10 protein-coding genes are annotated in these 13,405 nt (G+C 47.4%); 6 read left to right on the top strand and 4 right to left on the bottom strand.

What is annotated here, in order from left to right:
* Positions 1-46 precede the first annotated feature (46 nt).
* Complete coding sequence (locus tag EMM73_RS05640) at positions 47-622, bottom strand: YceI family protein (protein ID WP_127685477.1); 576 nt, start codon at positions 620-622, stop codon at positions 47-49.
* Positions 623-677: 55 nt separating this feature from the next.
* Complete coding sequence (locus tag EMM73_RS05635; RefSeq protein ID WP_127685476.1) at positions 678-1,868, bottom strand: class I SAM-dependent rRNA methyltransferase; 1,191 nt, start codon at positions 1,866-1,868, stop codon at positions 678-680.
* 90 nt (positions 1,869-1,958) lie between these two features.
* On the opposite strand from EMM73_RS05635, the gene EMM73_RS05630 reads away from it, so the two are divergent.
* Positions 1,959-2,966: an NAD(P)H-quinone oxidoreductase gene (locus EMM73_RS05630; RefSeq protein ID WP_127685475.1), complete on the top strand. Its 1,008-nt coding sequence runs from the start codon at positions 1,959-1,961 to the stop codon at positions 2,964-2,966.
* Positions 2,967-3,002: 36 nt separating this feature from the next.
* Here EMM73_RS05630 and EMM73_RS05625 read toward each other — a convergent pair whose 3' ends face one another.
* On the bottom strand, positions 3,003-4,400 hold the full coding sequence (locus EMM73_RS05625) for an MFS transporter (protein WP_127685474.1): 1,398 nt from the start codon (positions 4,398-4,400) through the stop codon (positions 3,003-3,005).
* Between the two features lie 166 nt (positions 4,401-4,566).
* The gene (gene metG / locus EMM73_RS05620) at positions 4,567-6,633 is read right to left on the bottom strand and encodes a methionine--tRNA ligase (RefSeq protein WP_127685473.1); all 2,067 of its coding nucleotides are present in this window, start codon (positions 6,631-6,633) and stop codon (positions 4,567-4,569) included.
* Positions 6,634-6,831: 198 nt separating this feature from the next.
* On the opposite strand from metG, the gene apbC reads away from it, so the two are divergent.
* The 5 genes from apbC (at position 6,832) to bla (ending at position 13,362) form a co-directional block, all read left to right on the top strand.
* Positions 6,832-7,869: an iron-sulfur cluster carrier protein ApbC gene (gene apbC / locus EMM73_RS05615; RefSeq protein WP_409994299.1), complete on the top strand. Its 1,038-nt coding sequence runs from the start codon at positions 6,832-6,834 to the stop codon at positions 7,867-7,869.
* Between the two features lie 2 nt (positions 7,870-7,871).
* Entirely contained in the window at positions 7,872-8,462 is a 591-nt protein-coding gene (dcd, locus tag EMM73_RS05610) for a dCTP deaminase (RefSeq protein ID WP_008897353.1), read from the top strand.
* Between the two features lie 472 nt (positions 8,463-8,934).
* Entirely contained in the window at positions 8,935-9,831 is an 897-nt protein-coding gene (locus tag EMM73_RS05605) for a DMT family transporter (protein ID WP_127685471.1), read from the top strand.
* A gap of 170 nt (positions 9,832-10,001) precedes the next feature.
* Positions 10,002-12,287: a DUF3300 domain-containing protein gene (locus EMM73_RS05600; RefSeq protein WP_186435137.1), complete on the top strand. Its 2,286-nt coding sequence runs from the start codon at positions 10,002-10,004 to the stop codon at positions 12,285-12,287.
* 148 nt (positions 12,288-12,435) lie between these two features.
* The gene (bla, locus tag EMM73_RS05595) at positions 12,436-13,362 is read left to right on the top strand and encodes a class A beta-lactamase, subclass A2 (RefSeq protein WP_127685469.1); all 927 of its coding nucleotides are present in this window, start codon (positions 12,436-12,438) and stop codon (positions 13,360-13,362) included.
* The last annotated feature ends 43 nt before the right edge of the window (positions 13,363-13,405 follow it).

The following is a 13,405-nucleotide window of genomic DNA, read 5'->3' as shown; positions in this document are numbered from 1 at the left end:
CCAAAAAGGTGGCTGTTTAATTAGTCAATCAAACTAAACCAAAAACTTACTTCACCAACACCAGACTAAAAGTGGTTGGTACCAGTGGGCTGATGCTGTTCAGGCCTGCCAGTTCACGTAATTTTTCTACGCCAGCGTTTAATTCAAACTTGTTTAGGTCCAGCATAATTGGCGTAACTGTGGTGACTACCAATTGGCTGTCTGACACTTTGGTCACTTTCACTTTGGCCATCAGGCTTTGGCTTTGAGTGAGCAAGGTCAAATCTAAGGCTTGATCCACAACGATGCTGTCACCGGTTTTTAAGCCAGTTAACACTTTACTGTCGACTTTGCCTTTGGCGTTGATAGTGGCGTATTGTTTGGCCGCTAACACATGCTCCAGAATACGTTCGTTACGAATTGGAATGATGGTGTCTATGCTCATAACAGGGATTGCCACTGAGAATTCGCCTGCCGACGTCAGCTTGCCTGTTAACTCCTTAAAGCTGTGAGTTTCGGCCACAACATCATTTTTCACTGAGACAAAATTCAGGCTGGATTGTTGGCTGTTCACAGACCAGTCGGCTGCAGCGGAAAAACTCAGGGCTGCCGCCACTACTAAAGCTAACTTTTTCATCGTCATCGAACACTCCTTTTTGGATGATCCCGGAACAAAATCCCGGGATGAGACTAGGTTGTTAAAATACCTTACACACTAAACCTTTCAGATAATGACCTTCAGGGTAGAAGCTGGCAATAGGGTGGTCGCTGGACTGACTGAGTTTCTCGATAAACAAACAATCTCTGTTCGCATCCAGTGCAGCGTCGGCTACGATTTTCTGAAACAGCATTTCTTCCATTAAGCCTGAGCAGCTGAAGGTCAGTAGTAAACCACCTGGTTTAACTAATTGCATGGCTACGCGGTTGATGTCTTTGTAACCACGGGCCGCTTGCATCAGTTGGGCTTTGCTGTCGGCAAATTTTGGTGGGTCTAAAATCACCATATCAAACAACTTGCCTTGCTCTTTGTATTCACGCAGCAGCTTGAATACGTCCAGTTTGACGTTGCTGGACTTGTCCAGTTCCATGTTATTTAACACTAAATTACGTTCAGCGGTTTTTAAGGCTAAATCCGACATATCGACGTTAGTGACATGAGCCGCTCCACCTTTTAAACACGACAATGCAAAAGTGCCGGTGTAGCTGAAACAGTTCAGTACGGTTTTACCTTTAGCCAGACGGCCAGCAGCAGCGCGTGAATCACGTTGATCCAGATAAAAACCTGTTTTGTGGCCGTTGATCACATCGACCAGAATTTTCATGCCGTTTTCCAGAATCACCACTTCGCCGCTTTCGCGAGGCAAATGCAACCAGCCAGTCACTGGTTTTAAACCTTCTTTTTTACGTACATCTACGTCTGAACGCTCGTAAATGCTGACATTCGGGAAAGTTTGCTTTAATGCTGCAACAATAAATTCACGGTTTGCGTCGGCACCAGCAGATAACAACTGACAAACCAGCACATCAGCGTATAAATCGATAGTCACGCCTGGTAAACCGTCAGATTCAGCAGCTACTATACGTAAACCGTTGGTTTGGTTTAAATCGTACATATCTTTGCGCACAGACCAGGCGCGCTGAATACGGCTGGTGAAAAAGGCCTGATCAATCTGTTCTTTTTCATTAAAAGTCCAGGCGCGCACGCGAATTTGCGAGTCGGCTGAGTAAGCGCCACGGCATAACCATTTACCATCGTGGGTGAGCACATCTACAGTTTCGCCCGATTCTGGTTTACCTTTAACTTGCAATACCGCTTTAGAAAATACCCAAGGGTGGCGGCGTCTTAAGGATTTTTCGCGTTCGGGTTGTAAAATGATACTGTGAGACATAGGTCAACTCTGTAGATGGGCAAGGGGCGCTATTTTAGTGAAGAGCGCGCAAAAGCTAAAGCAAAACTATGAAAAGGACTCGCTAAATTGATGCAAAACCATGTTATACCCAGTCAGATGACAGCTATTGAGGTGATTAATCCCGGCACTCAAAGCCAATTGCTGCAGGTGACAGTGGCTGTGCCTGAACTAAAAGCAGGACAAGTGCTGGTTAAAGTGGCTGCTGCTGGAGTTAATAGGGCTGATTTGTTGCAGCGCACTGGCTTATATCCACCACCTCCAGGTGAATCGGATACTTTGGGTTTGGAAGTCGCTGGCACTGTGGTGGCCGTGGCTGATGATGTTGCAAAGGACTGGCTGGGTGAGGCGGTATTTGGCTTAGTGCCAGGCGGTGGTTATGCCCAGTATGTGGCTATGCACTCTGAGCATCTAATTAAAAAACCAGCTGCTTTAGGCATGGCCGAAGCGGCCGCCTGTGCCGAAGTATTTTTAACTGCCTTTCAGGCCATGCGTGTTGTCGGGCACTTGCCGGATCAAGGGGCTTTATTGGTGCATGCTGGTGCCAGCGGTGTTGGCACTGCAGCCATACAATTGGGCAAAGCTTCAGGTTGTTTTGTTGCTGTCACTGTGGGTTCAGATGAAAAAGCCAAAGCCTGTTTAGCCTTAGGGGCTGATTTGGCGGTGAACTATAAAACTCATGATTTTTCTGTGGAGTTAAAAGCCGCGCGGCCACAAGGTTTTGATTTGATTATCGACCCTGTCGCAGGCGATTACATAGTGGAAGATATTCAGCTTCTGGCACTGGATGGTCAGATCATTGTGCTTTCAATGCTTGGCGGCCGTATGACGCCAGAGCTGGATTTAGGCCTGATGCTGAAAAAGCGTGGCCAGCTGCTGTGTTCAACCCTTAGAAACCGGACTGACGGCTACAAAGCGGCATTGATCAGCGATTTTAATCAGCAGTTTGGTAAAGCGTTAGCTGAAGGTAAAATTAAGCCTGTGCTGGCGCAAAGTATGGACTGGTCGGAAGCGGACAAAGCGCATCAGTTGTTGGCCTCGAACGCTGTGGTAGGCAAACTGGTACTGACGCTGTTTTAATTCTGTAGGTGTAGACTTTAAAAACAACAAACCGGCTTAAGCCGGTTTGTTGTTTTCTGGTGTTTCGGTTTCGTCTACAGCTTCAACAGTTTCTGTGTCTGCAGCAGCTTCGGTTTCATTCTCCATACTGCTTAATTCCTGATCCGCAGTCGGTAAGTCGGCTTCATGCAGGTGAGGTTGTACCATTTGCTCCTGCACCATTTGCTCGTCAACCCGTGGATCTAAAGCGGCAGCTAAAGGTGAAGAAACTAAATCGCCGGAGGCCATCACATAATCTTGCGACACTTCGGTATTCTGTTGTTTCTGCTGATAATTGACATGAGTTAAACGTAAAAATAGCAGCAATGTACAAAGCGCCATAAAACCATACAACATGCTGTTACCCACCAGTTGCATAAAGGTGGATGCTATTAAAGGTCCGATACAAGCCCCCATACCAAAGGTCAGCAAGATAGTGGCTGACAACGCCACCCTATGTTCTTGTTCCACATTCTGATTGGCCAAAGCTGTTGCCAATGGATACAAGGTAAAGGCCAGAATACCAAAGGCAAAAGTGAAGATAAGCTGCAAAATACCGCTTAACGGCAATATCGCAATACAAAGCACCACAGCCCCTAACAGCACCGTATTGGTACGGATTAAACGGCTGCGTTTGATTTTGTCTGATAAACGCCCCATAGGCCACTGAGCGACTAAACCGGCAATAACTGTAGTTGCCATATAAGCTGCGACTTGTTCTGTACTGGCGCCACTGTGCGCGATATACGCAGGCGCTAAACCGTAAAAGGAACCCACAATCACACCAGCCATAGCAATAGTAGTCAGCGACTGCGGTACTTTTTGCCAGAATAGTTTTATTTTCAGCGGCGCTGGCTGTAAAGGTGCTGGGTGAATACGGCGTGTTAATGCCAAAGGCACAATACAAAGCGCAAAGCACATAGCCACAATAAGCAAAGGTTTCAGTGTCAGTTCCGGGTTTAAGCTAATGGCCAGTTGGCCCAGCACTAAACCTAAATAAGAGACAATCATATAACTGGCAAAGACGGTGCCGCGATTTTTGCTGTCGGCTTGCTCATTTAGCCAGCTCTCGAGCACCATATACATGCACATCATACCCATACCGACCATCAGGCGCAGCACCAGCCAAATAGCTAAATCGTCTATTAAGGCATGACCCAAAGCGCTTGCCGTAGTAATACCGGCACTGGCGACAAAAGCACGGATATGACCGACTCGGGCTATTAACTTATGACCAACTTTAGAGCCCGCCACCAGGCCCAGATAATAAGCCGACATCATGCCGCCTATCCAGATTTGTGCTGCCGAGTCGGCGGCTAGGCGTAGACCCAGGTAGGTGGTTAGTACCCCAGAGGCGAGTACCATCAATAAAGTGGCAAAATACAACGAAGAAAATGAACGCAGAATGTTAGACATGCTTTTCCTTGTCACAAAAAAGTAGGGTAGACCACTTGCTACCCTAAGTAATTGGAGTTGCAGCGCGACGACAAGCGACCGAGGCCCCAGGAGCATAGTTCACCTATGTGACTGGGGGGAGGACGCGTAGTCAACAAAGCTGCAGCTTCAAGGACGACGGGTAGCTTTATTTCACGCGCATTCCTGGCGTAGCGCCATCATCCGGGGTAAGTAAGAAAATATCACTGCCACCAGGGCCAGCCGCCATCACCATACCTTCGGATAGACCAAAACGCATTTTACGTGGCGCTAAGTTGGCTACCATCACCGTCAGACGACCTATGAGTTGCTTTGGCTGGTAAGCGGATTTAATGCCAGCAAAGACCTGACGTTGCTCGTTGCCTAAATCCAGTTGCAGTTTCACCAGCTTGTCAGCGCCTTCGACGTGTTCAGCATTGATAATACGGGCGACACGTAAATCCAGCTTAGCAAAGTCATCAATATTGATGGTTTCGCCAATAGGTTCAATGGTGCTTTCAGCAGAATCTGCAGCAGGAGCTGCTTTTGTTTCTGCTACCGCAGCTTTAGCCACTGGCGCCGTAGCTGTAGGCTGTAAGTTTTCTTTTGAGCCTTCGACCATAGCTTCTACCTTTGTCATTTCCACACGTTGCATCAGAGGCTTAAATACACTGATGCTGTGGTTGGTTAAAGCGGTCTGATAAGTTGACCAGCTTAATTCGTCGTTTAAAAACAGTTCCACTTCTTTGGCCATAGCCGGCAGCACTGGTTTTAAGTAATGCATCAGTACGCGGAACAGGTTAATACCCATAGAGCAGACCAAATGCGCTTCGGTTAAGGTCGCTTCATTTTTTGCCAGCACCCAAGGGGCTTTGGCGTCTATGTACTGGTTGGCTTTATCGGCCAGCGCCATAATTTCGCGGATAGCACGGGCGAATTCACGTTTCTCAAAGCTCTCGGCAATGGTTTCGCCTGCAGCTGTGAACTCAGCTAATAAAGCGGGTTCTGCAATTTCTGCTGTTAACTTGCCATCGAATTTCTTGCTGATAAAGCTGGCGCAGCGACTGGCGATATTCACCACTTTACCTACTAAATCGGCATTCACTTTTTGGGCAAAATCTTCCAGATTTAAATCTAAATCAGTGATATTGCTGGTCAGCTTAGATGCGAAGTAATAACGCAGATACTCTGGGTTTAAATGCTCCAGATAAGTACGGGCTTTGATAAAGGTGCCACGTGACTTAGACATTTTTGCGCCGTTGACAGTAACAAAACCGTGCGCGTAGACAGAAGTAGGTTTACGGTAACCGGCACCATCTAACATAGCTGGCCAGAACAGGCTGTGGAAATAAATAATGTCTTTGCCGATAAAGTGATAAATCTCAGCCTCTGAGTCTTTTTGCCAGAACTGGTCAAAGTTGACGCCGGTTTTATCACAGTAGTTTTTAAAGCTGGCTAAGTAGCCAATAGGAGCGTCTAACCAGACATAAAAAAACTTGCCTGGCGCGCCTGGGATTTCAAAACCAAAATATGGCGCGTCGCGACTGATATCCCATTGCTGCAGGCCTTCAGTAAACCATTCCTGCAGTTTGTTCGCCATTTCGTCTTGCAATGAACCGCTGCGGGTCCAGTCTTTCAGCATTTGCTCAAAAGCAGGCAAGTCGAAGAAATAGTGTTCGCTGTCTTTTAAAACTGGTGTTGCACCTGAGACTACGGAACGTGGGTTTTTCAGCTCAGTCGGGCTGTAAGTTGCACCGCAGGAATCACAGCTGTCGCCGTTTTGATCCAAAGCACCACATTTAGGGCAGTCGCCCTTTACAAAACGGTCCGGCAGGAACATTTGTTTTTCCGGGTCAAACAACTGGCTGATGGTTTTGCGTTTGATATAACCACCCTGGTCCAGCTTGGTGTAGATATCGCTGGCAAACTGCTTGTTTTCTTCGCTGTGGGTGCTGTGATAGTTATCAAAACCTATTAAAAACTCTGCAAAGTCAGCCTGATGCTCTTGTGAGGTTTGCGCAATCATCTGCTCAGGGCTCATACCCAGCTGCTGAGCTTTGAGCATAATAGGAGTGCCATGAGCATCATCGGCACAGACGTAATAACACTGATGACCACGGGCTTTTTGGAAACGGGACCAGATATCGGTCTGAATATATTCCAGCATATGGCCTAAGTGAATGGGGCCATTGGCATAAGGTAAAGCACTGGTGATAAGAATTTTGCGTTGTGTCATCGATAACTCATAGATATATCACTGAAAAAAGTGGCTTAATGATACAATAGCGCGCGTTAAAGCGCACCAGTTCAACAGCAGCAAAGCGCTGGATCGGTAGCAAAAAACCGAGTTTTTACCCTGTACAGCAGATTGAGTGACACGATGTGGTTTAAATGGTTTAAAAAATCAGCAGAGCAGCAGCCGTCAAGTGATGGCATGCCAGAAGCATTAGCCAAGACTTTGGCTGAATTTCAAAGTAACGAATTTCCTATGCCGCTGGATAGCTTGATCCAGCAGGCCAGTTTTAACGCCAAACAAAACAGCCTGAGCTTAACGCTGAAATTCCCATGGGCCTCTTTGGCTGACGAGTTATTGCCGGTGCTTCAACTGGTGCAGCCAGATCTGAAGCTTGAATTAAGCAGCGAAAACAGTGCAGAGCCTGCCTATCGCACTATCAAGCAAGTGATTTTGGTGGCATCGGGCAAAGGTGGTGTAGGTAAAAGCACCACTGCGGTGAATTTGGCTGTGGCTTTAGGTTTAGAAGGCGCCAAAGTAGGGCTGTTGGATGCAGATATTTATGGTCCTTCCATTCCGACCATGTTGGGTTTAAAAGACGCCAAAGCGGAGTCACCTGACGATAAGCATCTATTGCCTAAACAAGCCGCTGGTATTTATTTGCAGTCGATTGGCTTTTTAGTTGACCCGGAAAAAGCCTCGGTTTGGCGTGGCCCTATGGCCAGTCAGGCATTGCTTCAGCTATTGAACGAAACCTTGTGGCCGGATTTAGATTATTTAATTGTCGATATGCCACCTGGCACAGGTGATATTCAACTGACTATGTCGCAAAAACTACCGGTGACCGGAGCTTTAATAGTCACGACACCGCAGGATGTGGCTTTAGCGGATGCACAAAAAGCCATTTCTATGTTTCGCAGCGTCAATATTACTGTGCTTGGATTGGTGGAGAACATGAGTTTTTACCAGTGCAGTCACTGCGGTGACATCGACGATATTTTTGGTACCAACGGCGGCTTAGAACTGGCTGAACGTTATCAGGTGCCTGTGCTGGGTCAGTTACCCTTACAAAAACAAATACGCCAGTCCTGTGATGCCGGAACGCCTTTAGTGCTGAACCCAGCCGAAAGCGCTACTGGTTTTTACCGGGCTATAGCACGACAACTGAGCTTTGCTTTATATTGGAACTCTCAACATCAGCAAGCGCAGCAACCCGACATTATTTTTACGGATGATTAACCATGAGATTGTGTGACCGCGACATTGAAGCCTATTTAGACGAAGGCAAGATCCAAATTACGCCACGGCCAACACCAGATATGATCAGCGGTGTCAGTGTGGATATTCGCTTAGGCCATAAGTTCCGTACTTTCCGTGCTTATGCTGCTGCATTTATTGATTTAAGTGGCCCACGTGAAGAAGTGGATCATGCGTTAAATTCAGTCATGAGTGATGAAATTGTCTTAACAGACGACGAAGCCTTTTTCCTGCACCCGGGCGAGCTGGCTTTGGCTATTACGCTCGAATCTGTTACTTTGCCTGCTGACATAGTAGGTTGGTTAGATGGCCGTTCTTCCTTAGCCCGTTTGGGTTTAATGGTGCATGTCACGGCACACCGCATTGATCCGGGCTGGTCAGGCAATATAGTGCTGGAGTTTTACAACAGTGGTCGTTTACCGCTGGCGCTTAGACCTAATATGAAAATTGGAGCACTGAATTTTGAAACTATGACAGGTGAAGCTGCCCGTCCGTACAACAAAAGACTGGATGCGAAGTATCAGCAACAGACGGGCGCTGTTGCCAGTCGTATCAGCCAGGACGACCAGAGTTAAAAAACTCCTGCGTATTTGAAGCTGTGGCGTTGTTGACTGCGCGTCTCGCCCCAGTCACATAGTGCACTATGCTCCTGGTGTCTCGCTGGCTTGTCGCCTAGCCACAACATCAACTACTTTGGAGTTTGTCGTATTTGAAGCTGCGGCGTTGTTGACTGCGTCTCTCGCCTCAATCCATTGGCACATAGCAGGACTAAGCCCCTGGGGGCTGGTTGGTTTGTCGCCTAGCCACAACATCAACTACTTTGGAGTTGATGTTTTAGGTGGGTGAGGTGATAGGCCCAGAAATGAAAAAGCCCATACAAAAATGGTATGGGCTGAAGCAATAAAGCAAAAATGAAGCGGGTTAATTATGCATTATATCTGCATAGCTTCGCAACCCAGCTTTTCTAGATTTTTTCGTTGCAGCAGCATATTTAAGTAAAAAAACCAGCGGAAAAATTCAACCCCTCATAGTTTACAGGAGTTACTAATGCAGCCGGCCAGCTTTATCCGTTTATTAAGTTTGGCTGCTATTTGGGGCGCTTCGTTTTTATTTATGCGTATTGCAGTAGGAACTTTAGGGCCAGCCGCCTTGATGACCGGCAGAGTGCTGCTTGCTGCGCTGTTTTTAGGCTTGATGGGCTGCTTGCTTAAAAAAAATCAGTTGGATTTAAAAAACAACTGGCAACATTTTTTTGTGCTTGGTTTTTTTAACTCGGCTTTACCTTTCTTACTTTTTGCTTATGCTGCTCAAAGTTTAACGGCGTCAGTTCTCTCTGTGCTTAATGCTACAGCTCCTATCTGGGGCGCATTGATTGCTATAGTGATTTTCCGGCAAGCTCTAACTCTGCGTATAGCGACTGGCTTAGTTCTTGGGATCAGCGGTGTCGCTATTTTAGTGGGTTTTGATCCTGTGGTGCTGGAACCTGGTGCTTTAGTTGCTGTGTTTTGTGCCGCGGGCGCTGCCTTTTGTTATGGCATTGCCACTCATTACACCCGGTTGGCGAAAACTGTGGCTCCGTACACCAATGCACATGGCAGCATGTGGAGTTCCACTTTAATGCTGGCTCCGGTCATGCTTTTGGTTCCTGTACAAGCGGATATGAGTATTAATGTAGCTTTGGCTGTGCTGGCACTTGGGGTGATTTGTACTGGTGTGGCTTATTTATTGTATTTCCGTTTAGTACAGGATGAAGGTGCCACTTCGGCCTTAACTGTCACCTTTTTAATCCCGGTTTTTGGCGTAATCTGGGGCCATGTATTTTTAAATGAAGCGTTAGGCTGGCATACTTTTGTTGGAGTATCCATTGCGATTATAGGTACGTCACTGGTCACAGGTTTCAAACCTTCAGCACTTTTTCAAGTCAAAGCCCAGAGCACAGAATAAACAAAGTTACATTCAGAGAATGTTCAGACAGCTGTTGTTATAACTTGATGCAAGCTGGTGATAAATACATCAGTCAAAGAAATTGTAGAGTGTTGCGTCGGATCTCGCGGCACTTGTATCCTTAGATCCGGATTCTGGCAGCCATGGCCTCACAATGGCAGGAGCGAACAATGCGTGCCTTGATGAAATGCTTACCTTTGCTTTCCGTGGCTTTATTTCCAGTCTTGTTCGTTGCCCCTGCGGCCGCGCAACAAAACGTCAGTGCAGGCAGCTCTGTGCAAAGCTTTAGCCAGGCTGAGTTGGACGCTATGCTGGCACCTATTGCTTTGTATCCGGATACAGTGTTGTCGCATCTACTCATAGCGTCGACTTACCCTTTGGAGATTATTAAAGCGCATCGTTGGGTGCAAGAGCACCCTGGTTACAGTGCAGAAAAAGCTCTGGACGAGGTGGAAAACATGGATTGGGATCCCAGCGTCAAAGCTTTAGTACCTTTCCCGCAGTTACTTGCTCGTATGAGCAATGATATCGATTGGACTCAGCGCTTGGGCGATGCCTTTTTAGGTCAGGAAGCCCAACTGATGACGAGTATCCAGACTTTGCGTAACAAAGCTTATGCTGCAGGTAATCTGGATAAACAGCAGCATATTAAAGTAGTGCGTGAAGAAAAAACCATCATTATTGAATCCGCTTCACCCCAAGTGGTTTATTTACCCTATTACGATCCACAAATAGTCTATGGTCCCTGGTGGTGGCGCAGTTATCCGCCAGTATATTGGCATGTGCCTGTAGGTTATGCAGTTCACCGGGGGTTCTCCTGGGGTGTAGGCATTCAGATAGCCCCTGGTTTTTATTTCAGCAGCTTCCATTGGCCACGTCGTCAAATTGTGGTGATCGATCATCACCATCACTGGCGCGACCCTTATTACTATCGTAGCCATCAAATAGTACATCATAAAAAATCACATCACTGGCGTCACAATCCGCATCACAGACGTGGGGTGAGCTATCAGGCTGGCTATCAGCCCACCCGTGAGTTTAGTGGTAATCGAAGTTACAAAAACAGAGATGAGCAGCGCGAATGGGCGGCTCAAACCCGCGAGAATAAAGGGTATGCTGCAGAACGTAGCTTTCATAGTGACAAAGCTCAGCGTTTTGAGGAAAAAGAACGTCAGTTTGCCACAGAGCGCTCTACAAACCAGTCTTTCCATAAAGACAGAAATAAAACAACGCCTGTTGACCATGAGCAGAATAGACGTATGGAACTTATGCGGGACAAAACGGCAGAGCCTGTTTTTAATGCAGAGAAAAGAGCGCAGCGGCAAGAAGTTCAGCCCAGGGTTGATAGGTTGCATATTGATGAGCTTTCACAGCGACCTGAGCCGGCAGTCATTCGAGAGCGTATTCGAGATCAGTCTACTCAACAGGTAACAGTAAGATCAGAGAGAAAGGATCAACCACTTCCAGCTGAGCAACCCAGACTTGAACGCAATTATCAGGTGCCTCGTGCTGAGCAACCCAGAGTTGAACGCAATTATCAGACGCCTCGTGCTGAGCAACCCAGAGTTGAACGCAATTATCAGCTGCCTCGTGCTGAGCAACCCGGAGCTGAACGAAGTTTTCAGACGCCTCGTGCTGAGCAACCCGGAGCTGAACGAAGTTTTCAGACGCCTCGTGCTGAGCAACCCAGAGTTGAACGAAGTTTTCAGACGCCTCGTGCTGAGCAACCCAGAGTTGAACGCAATTATCAGGTGCCTCGTGCTGAGCAACCCGGAGCTGAACGAAGTTTTCAGACGCCTCGTGCTGAGCAACCCGGAGCTGAACGAAGTTTTCAGACGCCTCGTGCTGAGCAACCCAGAGTTGAACGAAGTTTTCAGACGCCTCGTGCTGAGCAACCCAGAGTTGAACGCAATTATCAGGTGCCTCGTGCTGAGCAACCCGGAGCTGAACGAAGTTTTCAGACGCCTCGTGCTGAGCAACCCGGAGCTGAACGAAGTTTTCAGACGCCTCGTGCTGAGCAACCCAGAGTTGAACGAAGTTTTCAGACGCCTCGTGCTGAGCAACCCAGAGTTGAACGCAATTATCAGGTGCCTCGTGCTGAGCAACCCGGAGCTGAACGAAGTTTTCAGACGCCTCGTGCTGAGCAACCCGGAGCTGAACGAAGTTTTCAGACGCCTCGTGCTGAGCAACCCAGAGTTGAACGAAGTTTTCAGACGCCTCGTGCTGAGCAACCCAGAGTTGAACGCAATTATCAGGTGCCTCGTGCTGAGCAACCCGGAGCTGAACGAAGTTTTCAGACGCCTCGTGCTGAGCAACCCGGAGCTGAACGAAGTTTTCAGACGCCTCGTGCTGAGCAACCCAGAGTTGAACGAAGTTATCAGGTGCCTCGTGCTGAGCAACCCAGAGTTCAGGTTCGCGAGGCCCATAGTTCTGAAGGTCGCAGACAAATTGAATAATGACCCGACAGGCAGAATACAAAGGTAGCCGCCGCTGCCTTTTTCTACATGGTGCGCCAAGCACAGCAGGGCGCTATTAGCCAGTGTTAGGACTGAGGAAATGCTGTTGTTTGTAATTCGATAACATAAAACAGCTAAGGATAGACTGATGACCTTTATTACAAAATCTATGTTGCAGCTGACAGTGATGCTGCTGTTTAGCCCTATTGCGTTGCTGGTTTATGCACAGTCCCCGCAGTTAAAAGAACAAATAGAGAGCATAGTGGCGAATAAAAGCGCTACTGTGGGCGTGGCGGTATGGGGACCAAATGATCTTGAACCTTTGCTGCTGAGTCCCTTCGAAAAGTTTCCGATGCAAAGTGTATTTAAACTGCACTTAGCTTTACTGGTCCTTGAACAGATAGACGCAGGCAAGTTAGCATTGAACCAGTCTGTGGCTGTAAAACGAAAAGAGGTGTTACAAAATACCTGGGCGCCCATGATGAAAGAACATCAAGGCGACGAATTTACAGTAACGGTAGAGCAACTGCTGCGGTATTCAGTCTCTCATAGTGATAATGTAGCTTGTGATTTGTTATTTGAACTAGTAGGAGGGCCGCAGGCTTTGCAGGCATACGTGCACTCCTTAGGCATTCGTGAGGTTGCTATTGTTGCCAATGAAGCAGAAATGCATGCAGATGATCAGATACAGTATCAAAACTGGACGTCGATGAAAGCTGCAGCCTTGGTACTAAAGCAGGTCGAGCAAAAACAATTGTTGTCCCCCACAGCACAGGCTTTGCTGTGGAAATGGATGGTAGAAACGACCACAGGGCCACAACGTTTAAAAGGCTTATTGCCAGTTGACACTGAGGTAGCCCATAAAACCGGATATTCTGGTATCAGAGCAGGCAAAACTGCAGCGACTAATGATGTAGGCATTATTGTGCTTCCGGACGGCAGACCTCTGCTGGTCGCGGTTTTTGTAAAAGATTCCAGTGAATCAACCAAAACTAATGAAGCTATTATTGCGCAGATAGCGCAGGCTGCTTATCAGTTTGAACTGAAAAAACTTACAGCAGTGATGCCCAATTAAGCGATACAAAGGACTATCGAACCCCCTCCGTCCAGGTATACAC

The organism is Rheinheimera sediminis (genome assembly GCF_004005375.1).
Taxonomy (GTDB): Bacteria; Pseudomonadota; Gammaproteobacteria; order Enterobacterales; family Alteromonadaceae; genus Pararheinheimera.
This window is presented reverse-complemented; position numbering and strand designations above follow the sequence as displayed.

Excerpts from the sequence above, each read along its gene's own strand:
- EMM73_RS05625 (WP_127685474.1), bottom strand. The coding sequence starts at position 4,400 with ATGTCTAACATTCTGCGTTCATTTTCTTCGTTGTATTTTGCCACTTTA.
- apbC (WP_409994299.1), top strand. The coding sequence starts at position 6,832 with ATGCCAGAAGCATTAGCCAAGACTTTGGCTGAATTTCAAAGTAACGAA.
- bla (WP_127685469.1), top strand. The coding sequence starts at position 12,436 with ATGACCTTTATTACAAAATCTATGTTGCAGCTGACAGTGATGCTGCTG.
- metG (WP_127685473.1), bottom strand. The coding sequence starts at position 6,633 with ATGACACAACGCAAAATTCTTATCACCAGTGCTTTACCTTATGCCAAT.
- EMM73_RS05635 (WP_127685476.1), bottom strand. The coding sequence starts at position 1,868 with ATGTCTCACAGTATCATTTTACAACCCGAACGCGAAAAATCCTTAAGA.
- EMM73_RS05640 (WP_127685477.1), bottom strand. The coding sequence starts at position 622 with ATGACGATGAAAAAGTTAGCTTTAGTAGTGGCGGCAGCCCTGAGTTTT.
- EMM73_RS05605 (WP_127685471.1), top strand. The coding sequence starts at position 8,935 with ATGCAGCCGGCCAGCTTTATCCGTTTATTAAGTTTGGCTGCTATTTGG.
- dcd (WP_008897353.1), top strand. The coding sequence starts at position 7,872 with ATGAGATTGTGTGACCGCGACATTGAAGCCTATTTAGACGAAGGCAAG.
- EMM73_RS05600 (WP_186435137.1), top strand. The coding sequence starts at position 10,002 with ATGCGTGCCTTGATGAAATGCTTACCTTTGCTTTCCGTGGCTTTATTT.
- EMM73_RS05630 (WP_127685475.1), top strand. The coding sequence starts at position 1,959 with ATGCAAAACCATGTTATACCCAGTCAGATGACAGCTATTGAGGTGATT.